The organism is Micromonospora purpureochromogenes, assembly GCF_900091515.1.
In the GTDB taxonomy this organism is placed as follows: domain Bacteria; phylum Actinomycetota; class Actinomycetes; order Mycobacteriales; family Micromonosporaceae; genus Micromonospora; species Micromonospora purpureochromogenes.
Map to the genome: position 1 here is coordinate 6,531,988 of NZ_LT607410.1, position 16,062 is coordinate 6,548,049.

15 protein-coding genes and 1 pseudogene are annotated in these 16,062 nt (G+C 69.2%); 6 read left to right on the forward strand and 10 right to left on the reverse strand.

The features are described from left to right. Positions 1-202: 202 nt before the first annotated feature. The 3 genes and pseudogenes from GA0074696_RS29870 to GA0074696_RS29880 form a co-directional block, all read right to left on the reverse strand. Positions 203-592 (reverse strand): DDE-type integrase/transposase/recombinase, encoded by a 390-nt coding sequence (locus GA0074696_RS29870; RefSeq protein WP_157746145.1) that lies wholly within the window; start codon positions 590-592, stop codon positions 203-205. A 98-nt stretch (positions 593-690) separates the two neighbouring features. Next, positions 691-1,038: pseudogene (locus GA0074696_RS32700) on the reverse strand (IS3 family transposase); the annotation flags it as partial. Further along, complete coding sequence (locus GA0074696_RS29880) at positions 986-1,288, reverse strand: transposase (protein ID WP_088964168.1); 303 nt, start codon at positions 1,286-1,288, stop codon at positions 986-988. The gene GA0074696_RS29880 and the pseudogene GA0074696_RS32700, both read right to left, overlap by 53 nt. Before the next feature lie 299 nt (positions 1,289-1,587). Between GA0074696_RS29880 and GA0074696_RS29885 the strand changes: the two genes are divergently transcribed. Next, positions 1,588-2,367: a transposase family protein gene (locus tag GA0074696_RS29885; protein ID WP_088964169.1), complete on the forward strand. Its 780-nt coding sequence runs from the start codon at positions 1,588-1,590 to the stop codon at positions 2,365-2,367. A 49-nt stretch (positions 2,368-2,416) separates the two neighbouring features. Here the strand turns inward: GA0074696_RS29885 and GA0074696_RS29890 are convergent, their stop codons facing one another. From GA0074696_RS29890 to GA0074696_RS29905, 3 genes are all read right to left on the reverse strand, one after another. Next, the gene (locus GA0074696_RS29890; protein WP_157746147.1) at positions 2,417-2,755 is read right to left on the reverse strand and encodes a DUF7668 domain-containing protein; all 339 of its coding nucleotides are present in this window, start codon (positions 2,753-2,755) and stop codon (positions 2,417-2,419) included. 350 nt (positions 2,756-3,105) lie between these two features. Further along, a complete protein-coding gene (locus tag GA0074696_RS29895) occupies positions 3,106-3,888 on the reverse strand; it encodes a transposase family protein (protein ID WP_088961400.1) in 783 nt (260 codons plus the stop codon). Positions 3,889-4,055: 167 nt separating this feature from the next. Then, positions 4,056-5,204 carry an ankyrin repeat domain-containing protein gene (locus GA0074696_RS29905; protein WP_088964172.1) on the reverse strand — a complete coding sequence of 383 codons (1,149 nt, stop codon included), beginning with the start codon at positions 5,202-5,204 and terminating at the stop codon, positions 4,056-4,058. A gap of 636 nt (positions 5,205-5,840) precedes the next feature. Between GA0074696_RS29905 and GA0074696_RS29910 the strand changes: the two genes are divergently transcribed. Beyond that, the gene (locus GA0074696_RS29910) at positions 5,841-6,212 is read left to right on the forward strand and encodes an ankyrin repeat domain-containing protein (RefSeq protein WP_088964173.1); all 372 of its coding nucleotides are present in this window, start codon (positions 5,841-5,843) and stop codon (positions 6,210-6,212) included. A 225-nt stretch (positions 6,213-6,437) separates the two neighbouring features. Here GA0074696_RS29910 and GA0074696_RS29915 read toward each other — a convergent pair whose 3' ends face one another. After that, positions 6,438-6,992 carry an SMI1/KNR4 family protein gene (locus GA0074696_RS29915; protein ID WP_088964174.1) on the reverse strand — a complete coding sequence of 185 codons (555 nt, stop codon included), beginning with the start codon at positions 6,990-6,992 and terminating at the stop codon, positions 6,438-6,440. 675 nt (positions 6,993-7,667) lie between these two features. On the opposite strand from GA0074696_RS29915, the gene GA0074696_RS29920 reads away from it, so the two are divergent. From GA0074696_RS29920 to GA0074696_RS29930, 3 genes are all read left to right on the forward strand, one after another. Next, positions 7,668-8,741, forward strand: a complete 1,074-nt coding sequence (locus GA0074696_RS29920; protein WP_407940520.1) for a permease — start codon at positions 7,668-7,670, stop codon at positions 8,739-8,741. After that, positions 8,738-9,517 (forward strand): TIGR03943 family putative permease subunit, encoded by a 780-nt coding sequence (locus tag GA0074696_RS29925; RefSeq protein ID WP_088964175.1) that lies wholly within the window; start codon positions 8,738-8,740, stop codon positions 9,515-9,517. The genes GA0074696_RS29920 and GA0074696_RS29925 overlap by 4 nt, the downstream gene beginning before the upstream one ends. Positions 9,518-9,673: 156 nt before the next feature. Continuing rightward, positions 9,674-10,654: a glycoside hydrolase family 6 protein gene (locus tag GA0074696_RS29930; protein WP_088964176.1), complete on the forward strand. Its 981-nt coding sequence runs from the start codon at positions 9,674-9,676 to the stop codon at positions 10,652-10,654. Here GA0074696_RS29930 and GA0074696_RS32175 read toward each other — a convergent pair. The 3 genes from GA0074696_RS32175 to GA0074696_RS29940 form a co-directional block, all read right to left on the reverse strand. Further along, positions 10,647-12,068: a glycosyltransferase gene (locus GA0074696_RS32175; RefSeq protein ID WP_231925197.1), complete on the reverse strand. Its 1,422-nt coding sequence runs from the start codon at positions 12,066-12,068 to the stop codon at positions 10,647-10,649. The genes GA0074696_RS29930 and GA0074696_RS32175 overlap by 8 nt on opposite strands. Further along, entirely contained in the window at positions 12,068-12,727 is a 660-nt protein-coding gene (locus GA0074696_RS32180; RefSeq protein WP_231925198.1) for a polysaccharide deacetylase family protein, read from the reverse strand. Before GA0074696_RS32180 ends, GA0074696_RS32175 begins: the two co-directional genes overlap by 1 nt. Before the next feature lie 131 nt (positions 12,728-12,858). Beyond that, positions 12,859-13,248, reverse strand: coding sequence for a hypothetical protein (locus GA0074696_RS29940; RefSeq protein ID WP_088964177.1), 390 nt, complete (start codon positions 13,246-13,248; stop codon positions 12,859-12,861). 77 nt (positions 13,249-13,325) lie between these two features. Between GA0074696_RS29940 and GA0074696_RS29945 the strand changes: the two genes are divergently transcribed. Further along, complete coding sequence (locus tag GA0074696_RS29945; protein WP_157746148.1) at positions 13,326-16,013, forward strand: choice-of-anchor D domain-containing protein; 2,688 nt, start codon at positions 13,326-13,328, stop codon at positions 16,011-16,013. Positions 16,014-16,062 lie beyond the last annotated feature (49 nt).

Below are 16,062 nucleotides of genomic sequence, written 5' to 3' on the forward strand. Positions count from 1 at the left end.
AGATCTTCATGTGCTCGCACTCGCCGCCGGGGTTCTCAGCGGCTCCGACCAGGCCCACCGCCGCCAGCACCTCGCGGACACCCGACCGGCACAGCTGATGATCGACTTACATAAGAGTGTCTATGGTGTAGCCCATCCAGCTGGCCCTTGTTGCGCCACCGGCACGCTGGTGCGCCCACGTGATTGTGGAGTCGACCGACTGTCAATCCCCTGAGATCGTGGAGGACTCCGTTATGCGGCTTGAACCTCCGGTGCTCGAGACGTTGATCGTTCGTAGTCGATGGGTGAGCGGCTCGGCGACGGCGTTGTCGAAGCACGACCCGACTCGGCCCATTGACTGGCGTACCTGCCAGCGGGCGCAAGCCTTGGCGAACTCGGCGGAGGTGTACTCGGCGCCGCGGTCGCTGTGGAAGATCACTCCGGCGACGTCGCCGCCTCGGGTGACCGCGGCCATGTTCAACGCCGCGACGACGAGGGCGGCGTCGTGGTGGGCGCCCATGGCGTAGCCGAGGATGCGCCGGGAGTACAGGTCGATGACGGTGGCGAGGTAGAGCTTGCCCTCGCGGTGGCGATCTCGGTCATGTCGCCGCAACAGGCGACGTTCGGTGCCGGTGCGGTGAACTCGCGCCGGATCAGGTCCGCAGCGGCCGGGCGCTTACCCGGCCGGGTCAGCCCGCGCCGGCGCCGCTTGGCCCGTGCGACCAGCCCCAGCTCGGCCATGAGCCCGGCGATGGTGTTGTCGGAGACCTGCCAGCCGGACTCACGCAGCTCGTCGCCGATACGTGGGCTGCCGTAGGTGCCGCCGGAGTCGTCGAACACCTTCCGCACCGCGTCGGCCAGCCGGACCCGACGGTCCTGCCGGGGTGTGGGTGGTCGGTCACGCCACTTGTAGAAACCAGGACTCGGACACACCGAGCGCTCGGCAGGCCACCGCGTGAGGCACGTCGTGCTCGGTCCCTCTGGGAAGCGATGAAGGCCGCCACGCTCACCGGCCCGTCGCTTCCTTGACCCACAGGACCACGGATCGCTTGAGGACATCACGCTCCATCGCCAGCTCGGCGTTTCCCCGCCGCAACCGCGCCAACTCGGCCCGCTCGTCCTCAGCCAGCCCACCAGCGGCCGCGGCTTCCCCTCGGGCCTGCCGGTCCTTCTTCACCCAGTTGGCGAGGGTGCCGTCGTTGATCCCCAGGTCACGAGCGACCTGCGCGATCGACTTGCCGGTCTCCCGCACGATCCGCACCGCACCGGCTCGGAAATCCGCATCGAACTGGCGTCTCGTCTCAGCCATGAACCTTTATCCCTCAAGTCCTGGCCTCCACGCTACGAGGGGAACCGCACAGGGGCTCTGACCACGAGTGGCTGTCCGTAGATCGCGGTGCCATCCACGTGCAATAGCTGGTACCCCGCACGGTCGCCAGGGGGCACGAACGGTCACACGTCTCTTGCGTTGACCTGGCCCACCGGGTCCTTGCCGGCGATGATCTTCGTCCTTCCAAACTGACGGTGCGGTGGGGGTGGCAGCGTTACTAAGGGACGTCTCGTAACCCCGGTGTCTGTCTGCTGAGGACGATCGGCCAAGATGCCGGGGTGCAGGTGATCAGCGCAGCCCGCTCTGAGTGGATTTTTCCGTTCACGGGGCTGCGGCCCGCCCAGTTCCGCAAGCTGGTCCGCTTGGTCGCCGGGCGTGGCGGTGACGCCATCGCAGACGGCCGGCCAGGCCGGCAGTGGGCCCTCGACCTGCCCGACCGGGTGCTGCTGGTGGCCACTTACTGGCGCACGAACCTGACCATGCGCCAGATCGGCCCGCTGTTCGGGGTGTCGCACTCCGCAGCGCACCGGGTCATCGACACCCTCGGCCCGCTGCTTGCCCTGGCCCCGGTGCGCCGGCGGCCGGTCGACCAGATCGCCATCGTCGACGGCACCCTGATCCCCACCCGCGATCACCGCCTGGCCGCCAGGAGCAAGAACTACCGGTACTCGACCAACCTGCAGATCGCCATCGACGCCAGCACCCGCCTGGTCATCGCCGTCGGCGACCCCCAGCCCGGCAACCGCAACGACACGATCGTCTACCGCACCAGCGGCATCGACCAAAAGCTGGACGGGCGCCCGGTGATGGCCGACGGCGGCTACCGCGGCAACCCCGAGGTGATCATCCCGTACCGCAAGCCCGCCGACGGCAGCGACCTGCCGGCGTGGAAGGAAGCCCTCAATGTCGAGCACCGCACCGTCCGCGCCGGAGTCGAACATGTTCTAGCCAGGATGAAGTGCTTCAAAATCCTGCGCGACTACCGCCGCGCCGCCCACACATTGGCCGACGCCGCTTCCGGCATCGCCAACCTCCACAACATCATCCTCGCCGGCTGACCGCCGGCCTGGCCCCGGGCAACGCCTTCACCCAGTTACGAGACGTCCCTTAGAGAGCGTGCAGGTCATCGATGGTCAGCTTGATTGCGCCGGCCTCTTCCCAGACCGTTACCTGCAAGGTCATGTCGCTTCTGCCTTCCTCCCGAGACCAGAGGTCGACGTCGACCTTCCAGGCGTCTTGGTCAGCAAGGAAGTAGGCGTCGGCGTGGTGCCAGGCCTCGGGCGGCAGCGGAATGAACGTCGCCGGGTATTCGCGGACCCAGACGCCCAAGTCGTGGTCCGATCGCGAGTAGTCCCGCGCTAGGCCGCCGAAATCGCCGGCGGCAATCCGTTCGACCACCTGCTCGATGGTGGGTCTGAACCGGGCTGGAAGATCCGCAGCAGTCACCGGTCGAGTATGAGAAGCGGGGACGACAGCTGTACAGCCAAGCCGGCGGAAAGACGGGAGCGAGAAACGGCAGCACTGGTCAGACCGAGCAGGTCAGCCGCAGCAGCCGGCGCCCGCCGACAGACCGCATGATCTTTGCAATGCGGGAATGGGCGATGGCTTCCGGCTGGCGGTCGCGGCGAGCATCCGACGTGCCATTAGCGTGCCATTGGGCGAGGACAACAGGGGCCGGCCAGGGCCATGAGAGACTGCCGAGACCAGGCCGCCAAGCCGCTGGCCTGCCGGAGATCGACAATTTCCCAAGCTGACAATGCGGGTTCGATTCCCGTCACCCGCTCAATGAGCCATTTTCATCCTGCGTAGCGGTTTGCTTCGACGTGGTGCAAGACGAGGATGGCCTGCACGATTGCGGTGGCGCGGCGCGGGCAGCAGCGCAGCTTGGCCAGGATCTTCCAGGTCTTGAGCGTGGCAATGGCCCGTTCGCCGCGGGCTCGGATCCTCGCGTGCGCCCGGTTGACCGTCTTCTGCCGGCGCGACAGCTTCGGCCGGAAGCGGCGCCGCTTGAACGGCGTGCGCACGCTGCCCCGCGCGCCCTGGTAGCCCTTGTCGGCGAAGGTCATCACGTCCGCGCTGGTCAGCGCGTCGATGATGCCGTGGATGCGGGCGGCGGTGAGGTCGTGCGCCGAGCCCGGCAGTGCCGGTGAGGCCCAGACGAGCCGGCCGGCGGCATCGGCGATGACCTGCACGTTCACGCCATGGCGCTTGTGCTTGCCGGAGTAGTACGGCTTTTGGTCTGCCACGCGGTCGATCGGAATCAACGTGCCGTCCAGGATCGCGTACGCCAGTTGCCGGATACGCCGCATCGCCGTGGCCAGATCCTCGGCGACCGCTGCGAGCAGCACGATCGCTTCCTGTACGTAGCGCCAGGCGGTGGCGACGCCGACGGCGAACCCGGCGGCGAGCCGCGTGTAGGTGTCGCCGTTGCGCAGGTGGGCCAGGGCGAGCAGCGCCTGCCGGCCCGGATCGAGGCGCCGCCACCGGGATCGATGCTGGTTGCGGTGCTGGCGGATGAGGTCAGCGAGGTGGTTCAGGGTGCGGCTGGACAGCGAGATCGTGGAAGGGTAAGACAGCACGGGCGAGGCTCCCGGTCGGGGCATCGGATCTTGGTCGACTGCTGTCTTACCTGGAGCCTCGCCCTCATCGATCCCCGGGCTCGCCGCACCTGCCCTGAGCTGCAAGATCAGCTTGGAAAAGGCTCAATAATCAATATACGGCTTGCGAGCACACTGCCGGACGCAAGTCAGGGCAACTGGGCTTTGAGTTCGTCGAGCGCGTCGTGGACATACTCCTGCCCGAGGCCGTCCGGCAGTGTGACACGGACCGCGTAGGCGAGCTCCACGAATGCCTGCCGTATCGTGGCCAGCTCTGCCCTGGTCAGCTCGATGCGGTGCCACGACGCCGTGGGCGACTTGGCCGGATCGTCGACGAGCCTGTGGGCGACGGTCTGGGCCAGCGCGTACGGGGTGGCGGTCCGCGTGTCCCACTCGTCATCGCCCAATTCCTCCGCCGCGCACGCGACGATCTGTCCCCAGCGGCGGAACTCCGCCGGATCGCCGCGCAGCTCGTACCCAGTGGGATGCAGCCGCACGGCCGTACGGGCGATCGGTACGTCGTCCAGGCCAACGCTCATCTCGCCGAGTTCGAACTGAACGTTCTGCCGCTGCCAGCCCCGCGCGATATCGAGCGCGCCCGCATGGTCGGCACCGGCCAGCAGCAGCGCGGTGCTCACGGCCCGCTCGTTCCGTTCGATGGCGTGCATCAGCGCGGTGTGCCCGTAGCCATCGACCGCGTTCGGATCAGCGCCTGCGGTGAGCAGCACGTCAACGGCGGCGTGGTCACCGCGCCGAGCGGCGAGGATGAGCGCTGGGGTGCCGTCGGAGCGCCGCGAGTTCGGATCAGCGCCATGGCTGAGCAGCATGCGGATCGTGGCAGGTGCGGCCGATCCCAGCACCGCCTGGACGATCGGGGTCTCCTCGCCAGCTGCGGCGTCGGCACCGAGTTCCAGCAGGTAGCGCAGAACCTCCAACGCCGCGGCCTGGGGCCGGTGCCGGGTGGCGGCGATCGCGGTGGCGGGAAGGCTGCCACGGTCGGTGCCCTCGACCTCGAGGGCGCCACGATCGACGAGTAGCCGGATGACGTCGAGGTGACCATTGCTCACCGCCGACCGCAGCGGCGACTGGTACTGCGGCCTCCTCGCCCGCAGCGACGCCCCCGCGTCCACCAGCAAGTGGGCGATCTCTAGCCGCCCCGCACTCGCCGCCTCGGACAGCACGGTCACCGTGAAGCGGCTGGCGGCGGAGTCGGGGTCGGCGTTGTCTGCGAGCGCTTTCGCCACGGCCGCCGGATTGGCCGCACGGACGGCCGCAACGAGCTCTGCATCACGATCCATGACAACGACCCTATGTGGTTTGTGTCGGCGGGACGCGCTCCAGAAGCTGCACGCGGTCCCTGCAGCGGGCCATTCACGGGCCAGAAGCCGAGGTCAACTGGGGGTTCACTCCAGGCCGCTAGGGACCGCTTCGAGCTGGGGCGGAGCCCACGCAGCAGCAGCTTTCGTACGATTGCCAAGCTGACAGTCGCGTGCCCCTTGCGTGCCCGTTCGGATGGGTGACGATGGTCAGCGGCGATCAGCTCCTATACGTGGCGGTCAGCGTGGCGAAGCAGGTCAAGGCAGGTCGCTGCCGTGCGACTTCCGGCCGTGTCCACACTTCCTAAACCGTGTGGCTGTACAGCCACCGGTACAGCCAAGTCGGGCGACTCCAACCGATAGAGGCGGACGCGAGGCGACGAGACGAGCAGGCGAGCCGCAATGGCCGACGCCGACCGACAGCAGTCTTGATCTTTGCAAGACGGTGGCTGAGTCCGCTCGTCCGGGCACCCTGCGGCGAACTGGAGGCCGGGCAGGCAGGATAACCCGGTGGCCATACATGACGACCGCGATCGGATGGCTCGCACGACGCTGCATTACGCCGCCGCGTCCGGCGACCTCGCGAAGGTGCGCGCCCTGATCGGGCAGTGAGCCGAGGTGAACGCCTCGGACGCGAATGGGTGGACAGCTCTGCACTTCGCCGCCCAGGCCCAATCCACTCCTGTCGCCGCCGAGATGCTGGCCGCCGGTGCGATCGTCGACAGCCTCGACGAGCACGGCAGCACCCCGCTCTGGCGTGCCGTATTCAGTCACCGCACCGAGCCCGCGACTCTGCGAACGCTCCTGGCCGCAGGTGCCGACCCTGACCGCGGCAACGTCCACGGGGTCAGTCCGCGCGCCCTCGCCGGACGCATTGCCAACACCGACGCCACCAACCACATGCCGCCGCGGCCACGATGGGCGGCGTCGCAAGGACGAGTCTTCGGCGTACCATCGGGGCGCATGGGGCTCATGATCGCGACTTCGTAAACCGCCATGCCTCGGTCAGCGTCGTCCGAGTCCGATCCCTGGCGAGCAGTCCGCATCCAGTCGGCAGGAGGATGACGGACGGCGGGGGGAGCCGTGTGAGATATCGAGAGGCGTCTCCGCTGCTAGACCCACATCCGCCCCGGCCGTCGTGGCGGCCGATTCAATCTCGCAATGCACCGCTCGCCGGCCGCAGCCGGCTCGGTCGGATCCTTCCGCGCGAAGGAGTCAACGGGTCCATGGCAATGGGTTGGCGGGGACATGGGCGAGGCCGGGGTCGGCCGCCAGGACGACTGTCGGGTCGACCGGCCAGCCCTTCGCGCCGAGCTCTTTCTCGAACAGGAAGCGCAGGAAGCTCCAGAGGTTCGAGGCCGCCACGTAGGTGATCTCGTTCGGTTCGGAGATGGCTTCGACGAAAGCGACGTGCCCGGCGAGCGATCCCTGAATCAGCAGCATGTAGAAGTTCCCGAAGCCGTCGCCGGCGACCGGGAGCCAGCCGAGCTGCCGCCATCCGGGATATTCGGCGGCGCGAGCGGCCATGTCGAGGAAGTCGGTATCCGGGCGGTGTCCAAAGAGCCCACCGGGTCCGATTGCGGCACCCTCGCACGTCCGCAGCCAGGCGGCCAGCTCCTCCGGAAGATCTGTGCCGAGCCGGATGGCGAGATCAGCCAGCTCTCGATCGCTGGCACCGCCGGGGAGCGGCCTTGCCGGGTCGCGAGGCAGACGTGGCAGCAAGTGACGCACCCGGGCTTGGTCGCCGTGTTCTTCTGCTGGCCCGGCCACTGCCGCAGCTTACTGACGTGCTGGTATCGCAGTCGAGCTGCTTGCTGAACGGGCAGCAACCGCGGTCGCGGTGACAGCAACGAATGACAGCAACGGACCTGAACGGACCCACGCAGCAGCGGACGGACAGAGCGACGCGACCAGTAGCTGCCAACCCTCCCACACGGAGTTGGACAGAGCGACCCAGGCTACGGATCAGAAGGTTAAGAGCGGCCGCCATGTGAGCAGGGCAACCGCGAAAGGCGTTCAAGCAGGTCCTACAGCCAGCCTGCTGATCTACCGGCCCACGAGCACAGCGCCTACCCGTTGCGAGCGGCACACGTGCGGCAGAATCAGAGGCGATGCAGGTTGTCAGCCTGCGCACGCGGATCGAGCACCGTCTTAGGAAACCGATGCTCTATCCCCTGAGCTACGAGGGCGCGAGGGCCTAGTCTAGCGACCTGCGGGTTGGTACGGGGTGGCAGGGAGCGGCCTGCGCTGACCTGCGTTGTCCCGGCCGGCAGGGCCGGCGACGACCACACGTGGACCACACACGGCGCGCCGGTCCACCGGCGCGAGCTGTCCCAACAGAGCAGCGTTGCTCGATACGATCAGGCTGCACCCGCGGCCCTGTGCCGCTGCCGGACACCGCCGGCTCGACCAGCCAGGGCGTCGAGAGACAGAAACGGAGCCGGTGTGACCGCACCCGAGCGCATCGCCCCACCCGGAGATCAGGCGACGCCCAGTCCGACGAGCGTCGACCAGGATCACGCGCCGTCGCCGCCACCCGGTCGCCGCGCCGCGACCCGGGCGCTGATCGCCGAGCGGGTCGGCTCGGTCGAGGTACTCGCCGCGATGCTCGTCCTGCTTCTCGTCCTCCGCGAGCCACTGGCCACGCTGCTCTCCGCGCCGTCCCTGGCGACCTGGACGACGGTCTTCGTCTCCGTCATGGTGCAGGCGGTTCCGTTCCTGGTATTCGGCGTGCTGCTCTCCGCCGTGATCGCTGTGTTCGTACCCCGCTCGTTCTGGGCCCGTGCCCTACCCCGACACCCCGCCCTCGCCGTGCCGGTGGCCAGCGCCGCGGGCGTCATCCTGCCCGGCTGCGAGTGCGGTGCCGTGCCGATCGCCGGCTCCTTGATCCGCCGCGGCGTCACCCCCGCCGCCGCCCTCGCGTTCCTGCTCGCCGCGCCGGCCATCAACCCGATCGTGCTCACCGCCACCGCGGTCGCGTTCCCCAACAACCCGGAGATGGTCCTCGGGCGCGCCGTCGCCAGCCTCGTCGTCGCCATGGTCATGGGCTGGCTCTGGCTGCGCCTGGGGCGCGCCGACTGGATCCGGCTACCACGCCGACCCGACCTGGACGGACTCGGACGCGGCGAGGCGTTCTGGTCTGCGGTCCGCCACGACGTCGTCCACGCCGGCGGCTTCCTCGTCGTCGGCGCGATGGCCGCTGCCAGCATCAACGTCCTGGTCCCCGAACGGTGGTTGCAGACCCTCGCCGACCACCCGGTGCTCTCCGTGCTCGCGCTGGCCGGACTCGCCGTACTGCTGTCCATCTGCTCCGAGGCCGATGCATTCGTCGCCGCCTCACTGTCGCAGTTCTCCCTCACCTCCCGGCTCGCCTTCCTGGTGGTTGGTCCCATGGTCGATCTCAAACTCATCTCCATGCAGGCCGGGATCTTCGGCCGACGCTTCGCCGCCCGATTCGCGCCCGCCACCTTTGCGGTCGCCGTCGCGGTCGCCGTGCTCACCGGGGCGGTGCTGCTGTGAACCGACAGGCCCAGGCATGCCTCATGATCCTCTTCGGTGGTGCGGTCCTGCGCGCCAGCGTCACCGACCTCTACCTGCGCTACGTCAAGGAGGGGCTACGGCCCTTTCTCATCGCCGCCAGCCTCCTGCTCATCGCCGCCGCGGTGATGACCCTCTGGTACGAACTACGGCCCGCCCCCGCCACGGCCGCCAACACCTCAGCCCAACGGGACCAGCCCGCCGCCGACGGGCGCGACGATGCCGACAGCATGGGGGACTCCGGCGACCACCACGCTCACCACGAACCGCGCGTCGCCTGGCTGCTGATCCTCCCGGTCCTCGGACTCTTGCTGGTCGCCCCACCGGCACTCGGCTCCTACGCCGCCGGCCAGGCCGGCACCGCGCTGACGGCTCAACAGGACTACGACTACCCGCCCCTGCCCGCCGGCGACCCGGCGAAGACCACCGTCTTCGACTACGCGGCCCGGGCACTGTTCGACAAGGGCCAGTCGATCGGCGACCGCAGGGTCCAACTCACCGGCTTCATCACCCCCGGACCCGACGGACAACCGATCCTCGCCCGCATGATCCTCTCCTGCTGCGCCGCCGACGGCCGACCCGTCAAACTCGGCATGGCCGGCGACGTGCCCACCGGCTTGGCCAGCGACACCTGGATCCAGGTCACCGGGCGTTACAGCGACCGCCTCGGACGGGACCCCGTCAACGACGAGGACATTCCATACATCGACGTTGAGTCATGGCAACAGGTCACAGCCCCGACCGACCCCTACGAATAGCCTTGCCACCCGGTGTCCTCATTCTCGCCCCCGGGTCGGACAGGGTGGTCTTCGCCCCGACCAGCTGCACCCGCCCACCCTCAACCCGCTCGACACCGGCACGGCCCACTCGTCAGCCACCCTGCGGCCGTTCCCGTCCGGGCCTACCGTAGCCAGATGCGACCGGCTCTCCTGGCTGGCACCCTGGCCGCCGCGCTGCTGACCGGCCTCGGTGGCTGCGCGGGCGATGAGGAGTACGCGCCACTGCGGCATCCGTTCCGCGGCGCGGCCCTCCTGGTGGACACGGACACTCAGGTGGCGCACTGGCGGGAGGAGCACAACGCGCCCTGGCTGGACCCGATCGCCGACAGGCCGCAAGCGCGCTGGCTGACCGGCCCGGGCAGCCTGGCCGACCTCGGCCCGTTGCTCGCTGCGGCACGTCAGCGGAAGGCCCTGCCGGTGGTGGTGATCTACCACATCCCGAACCTCGACTGCGCCGGCCCAACGGGCGGCGGGGCCGCCGACGCGGACGCGTACGCCGGCTTCGTCGGGCGGACCGTGGCGGCGCTCGGCGAGCGCGCGGCGGCGGTGATCCTGGAACCGGACGCGGTGGCCGCCGAGTGCTTCGACGACGCTCGCGCCGACATGCTGGCCGACGCCACCCGGGTGCTGACCGACGCCGGACACCACGTCTACCTCGACGCCGGCCATCCCCGCTGGCGCGGCCCCGAGGAGACCGCCGAGCGACTGCGCCGAGCCGGGATCACACGGGCCGAGGGGTTCTCGGTCAACGTGTCCAACCGGCAGTCCACGGCCGACAGCCAGCGGTGGGGGCTGGCGCTGTCGAAGCTGGTCGGCGACCGAGAGATGGTCATCGACACCTCACGCAACGGGCTGCCCGCCGCCCCGGACGACCAGTGGTGCAACTCGACACCGCAGGGCCTGGGCCGGCCGCCCACCACCGATCCCGGCCTGGAGCGGGTGGCCGCCCTGTTGTGGATCAAGAGCCCGGGCGAGTCGGACGGACCGTGTGACCGCGGCGAGCCGGCCGCCGGGGTGTTCTCCCCCGCCCAGGCCCGCGATCTGATCGTGGCGGCGCCGTGGCTGCCGCCCGCCGCCCGGCAGGCGGCAGTCGAGGCCAGGGCGCCGCTCAGCTGACCGGCTGCCGTCCCGCGCCGGCGGCGACCTCACCGGTACGGCGGAGTTTCTGCCACTTCAGGCGTCCGCCGCTGAGCGCGGTGATCACCGAGTGCACCAGCACCAGGTACATGACCTGCCGGTAGAGGAACTGCTGCAACGGCAGCGCCCAGAGCGGACGCAACGGTTCGCGGTCGAGACGGAACGCCAGGATCGCGGTGACGATCTGCACCACCATGACGGCCAGCCAGGCGATGACCGTTTCGATCCGGTCGAGGAAGAACAGCCCGTAGACAGCGAAGATGTCGACGGCTGGGGCGAGCAGCGGCAGCAGTACCGAGAACAGGGCGATGAACGGCAGTCCCCGCCGGCCGAACCGGCCCGACGGCCCCCGGTCGACCAGGGCGCGACGGTGTCGCCACAACGCCTGCATGGTGCCGTAGCTCCACCGGTAACGCTGCCGCCACAGCTCCGGCAGGGTGCTCGGTGCCTCAGTACGAGCAACCGCGGTCTCCTCGTAGACCACCCGCCAGCCGGCGCGGTGGATGCCCATGGTCAGGTCGGTGTCCTCGGCGAGGGTGGCGCGGCTGAGCCCGCCGGCGCCCCGGACCGCCTCACGACGGAACGCGCCGAGGGCACCCGGGACGGTGGGCATGCAGTGCAGGGTGTCGTAGAGCCTTCGGTCCAGGCTGAAGCCGATGACGTACTCGATGTGCTGCCAGCGGCCGAGCAGCCGCCGCCGGTTGCCCACCTTGACGTTGCCGGCCACGGCGCCGACCCGCGGGTCGGCGAAGGGCTGCACCAGGCGGTGCACGGCGTCAGGCTCGACGACGGTGTCGGCGTCGACCATGACCAGCAGGTCGTTGCGGGCGAGCGCCACCCCGGCGTTGAGGGCGGCGGCCTTGCCGCCACCCGGAACCCGGGCCACCCGCACGTTGGGTGACCCGAGGCGCTCCACCTCCTCGGCGGTGCCGTCCTCGGACTCGTCGTCCACGACCAGCACCTCGATGCCCGGGTGCGTCCCGGTCGCCAGCGAGTGCACGGCGGCGGCGATGGTGGTGCGCTCGTTGTAGGCGGGGACGACGATCGTGACCGGATCGCTCACCTGCCCACCCCAGGACCAGGTCGAGGCTCGGCGGCGGCGGGCGTGGCCGACCGCGTAACCGAAGAGGAGCAGGGTGCGAGCCAGGGTGAGCAGCCCGACGACGATGAGCAGCAGCCACAGCACGTACACCGTGGCGTCGGCGAGCCGGACGCCCCAGACGAGCAGCGCCCCGCGTACCTTGTCGGCGGTGTCCAGGCCGGCGGTGCCCGCGCTCGACCAGCCGAGCCCCTGGGAGACGGTGGTGAACCGGTAGCCGCGGGCCTGCATCTCCGGGATGAAACGGTCCAGCGCGGCGAGTGTCTGCGACCGGTCGCCACCGCTGTCGTGCATCAGGACGACCGCACCCCGGTCACCCTCCGGGGTCGCGTTACGGATGATCGCGTCCGGGCCGGGCCGGGCCGGGCCCAGTCCCGGCTGTCGGTGTCGTTGAACACCGACACGTACCCCCACCGGCCGGACTCGCGCACCACCCGCCAGCTCCCGTCGTCCAGGGAGTCCACCCCGCTGGAGTACGGCAGGCGGGCCAGCGAGGTGGTGACGCCCGTCGCGTACCCGATGGCGGCCTGGGTCTGCGAGTACTCCAGCTTCCGCCGCCAGGACGGCAGATCCGCCATTTCTGGGTGGGTGAAGGTGTGGATGCCCAACTCGTGGCCCTCACGGGTCATCCGCTCCGCCAATTGCGGGTGCCGGCTGACCTGCGAGCCGACCACGAAGAAGGTGGCCGGCGCGTGGTGACGGCTCAGGACGTCGAGCACCTTCGGCGTCCACACCGGATCCGGGCCGTCGTCGAAGGTCAGGGCAATGGTCCGCGCCGGCATCCGCCGGGCGTCCAGGTGCCCGCCGCGCGGGTCGACCACGGTCCCGCCGTCGCGCACCACCGCCGGCACCGCGCCGGTGCCGGCCGTACCCGTGCTGCGATGGTCGGGGGTGAAGCGGGCATTCGCGTACGCGCCGATGACGAGCACGTTCAGCAGGATGAACGTGGCCACCGCCGCCAGCGCCCAGCGCTGGCGGTTACGACTACGCTGCCGCCGCTGCCGCGGGGCAGGCGCGAGCGGCCGGGATGACCGCAGGATCTCGTCCGTGCCGCCAACCCGCCGACGGCCACGCCAGACGCCCATCAGGACGACGACGCGAACAGGTCGACGCCCTGCACCACCCAGAATGCGAGGATCAGCAGGAGGGCCAGCCCGATCAGGACATACATCCCGCGGCGCAGTCGACGGCCCCGCCGGCCCGAGCCGTCAACGAAGATCGCCGCTGTCACGTCCGAAGGCTGAAGCAGCGCGGTGGCGGCGTCGACCGGCTCGTCGACGTCGGCCGGCGCGGCAGGGGTGGCCACATCCGGGCCCACGGTCGGCGCCGCAGAGGACGCCACGCCACGCACCCCTGCGTGCCCGGCGGACCCCTGCGGCCGCCGACCCGCCCGGACCCTGGCCACCCCCCGGTCGGCGGCAGACGGTTTGGTCAGGCCCACCCGCCCGACATAACGCTTCCTCATGTTCTCCACGGTGGAGACATACCCCCAACCGCGTGATCGACTACCGTTGACCTGCGAAGATCAGTTGATTCGGCCGGATCGGGCCAGTGTCGGGTGCCGGCCAGAACGACAATTCCGGGCGAACGCCAACGTTCAACGCAGCACCTTTTGTGCGGCGCTCGCCAACGGGCGGGCCGTCGTCGATCGCGGTGCAGACGAACGGTTTGGCGGTTGCCGAAGATCACTCGGCTCTCTACGCTGCCAAAGCCCGGGCGGATGCCCGGCGTCAAGTCTCTGACAATCATGGGGCATTCGTGCGCACCCTTCGCGGCGCCATCGCCGGCGCCATCGCACTTCTCATCACCTCCACAGCATCGGCCGGGGCGGCACAGGCGGCGGAAAGCGTCGTTCCTTCCGCCCCGCACACGGCCTTCACCATGAACTTCGACGGCTGGGGCTACATCGACGGAAGCTTCTCCTACGAGCCGTCCCGAAACACACTCGAGATCTACCAGCAGAACGCCAACGGCTACGCGCTCGTCATGCGCGGCTTCGCGGCAGAGCACTGGCACTACCTGGATGTGACCCCACCCAAGGGCACCCGGTTCCTCGCCGGACAGACGTACCAGACGACGACGAACTTCTCGCCGCAGGACTCGATCACCGTCCTCAATATCAGTGGCGACGGGCAGAACTGTGACTGGAGCAGCACGCCGGGGACCATCGCCGTCAAGGAGGCGGAATACGACGACGCGGGCAGGTTCACCGCCTTCGCCGCCACTTTCTCCGTCCCCTGCGGCTGGCGCGGCAGTGCCAAGGGCGAGATCCGCTTCCAGTCGAGCATCGGCTACAAGGCCACCGACACCTGGGGCTACCGGCTTCAGATGGGAGCGCAGCCGGCCGGCATGCGCGGTAGGACGCAGGCCATCACCGTCGAGGCGAACGGCACCGAGCCCACCACCTTCGGCGCGGCATCCCTCTCGGGGGCGGACCCTGGAGCCTTCGAGATATCGGCCAACACCTGCTCCGGCAACACCCTGACCTACGGGCAGACCTGCCAGTTGAGCATCACGCCGAAGGCGTCGGCCATCGGCGAGCAGAGTGCCGTTCTCACCTTGGTCGAGGACTCGGTCGCCGGCAAGGTCACCCGCCTGCTCTCGCTCACCGGCTACGACCCCCGCGACGCCACCGCAGCTCCGGCGTACTTCAGCTTCGGCGACGTGCCGGCGTACGAGACGTCTGTGCCGCAGACCGTGACACTCACCGGCGCCAGCGACCTCCCGATCACCTTCGGGCAGGCGACGCTCGAGGGCGACAACCGCGCCTCTTTCCGGATCACCGGCGACGGCTGCTCTCAGAAGACCCTGAACAAGGGGCAGAGCTGCTCGATGACGGCGGTCGCACGCCCGTCGTCACCGATGCAGGTGGGGGCGCTGCTGACCCTTCCGGACAACAGCTTCGCCGGCAAGACGCAGCTCTCGATGGGCGTCAACGGTTACCGCGACGACCGCGGCACCTACTACCCGGTGGCGCCCTTCCGCATCATGGACACCCGCTCCGGCAAGGGCGCTCCGAAACGCATGGTCGGGCCCGGCGAGGTGGTCAGCCTGCAGGTCACCGGATCCGGCGGCGTCACCACCGAGGCCTCAACGGTGGTGCTGAACGTGACCGTCACCGGTCCAACGATGAACGGCTTCGTCACCGTCTACCCCTCCGGCCTCTCGCGCCCGACCGCCTCCTCCCTGAACTTCACGAAGGGATGGACCGGCGCGAACTCGGTCACGGTCAAGGTGGGTGCCGACGGCAAGGTGAAGTTCTACAACCACACCGGCTCGACGCACATCATCGTCGATGTCGACGGCTACTACTCCAAGGGTCACGAGTGCTGCTCGGGATACATGGGCGGCCAGTACCACCCGCTGTCCAAGCCGGTCCGCATCACCGACACCCGGACCTGGGGCACCGGTCGGGTGCCCCGCGAGCACTACATCAACTCCGCGGCCTCCTGGGGATCGACGATCAACCCGAGGGTCAGGGCGTTCGCGGTCAGCATCACGGCGACGCAGCCGAGTTCGTCGGGCTTTCTCACCGCCTGGGAGGGATCGCCCGACAACCTGCCGAACACATCCACGTTGAACTACACGACCGGGGCCACGGTTCCGAACTTCGCTGTCGTACCCACGACGCCGTGCGTCAACTGCGGCAGCGCGACGGGTTGGCCGTCAATCGGCGTCTACACCCACGCGCCGACGCACATCGTCGTCGACATCGTCGGCTTCTACGACGACGGGTCGCTGCCCGACGGGTTGCGCTTCCAGTCGATCGCGCCGACCCGGATCGTCGACACGCGTACCGGTCAGGGCTGGCCGTCGCGTCTCGGCCCGGGCGCCACAGCGACGGTCCCGACGCCGAAGACAATCGCGAACGTCGACACGTGGGGCCTGGCTACGAACGTCACCGCGGTGCAGCCCACCTCGACGACCGTCATGACGGTGTGGCCGTCGGGGGTGACCCGACCGAACACGTCCAGCCTCAACCCCAGGGCAGGCTCACTCGTATCCAACGCAGTGCAGACGATGATCAGCCAGGACGACAAATTCAACGTATACAACGCCTCGGGATACACCAACTTCGTGGTGGACGTCGTCGGCACCTTCAACCTGTATCCGCCGACCCCGCCCGCCGGGTGGAATAGCAATCTCACGTCCGCTGTGCCGCAACCCGGACTCCAGGCCGACAGCCGCGGAAGTGCGACACCGGAGGTGTCGACGGTCCACCTGGTGAAGCGAATCTAGGAAACGCGACGGCGGTGGAGAATGGCCTGCGGCTGCATCGCCGCAGGCC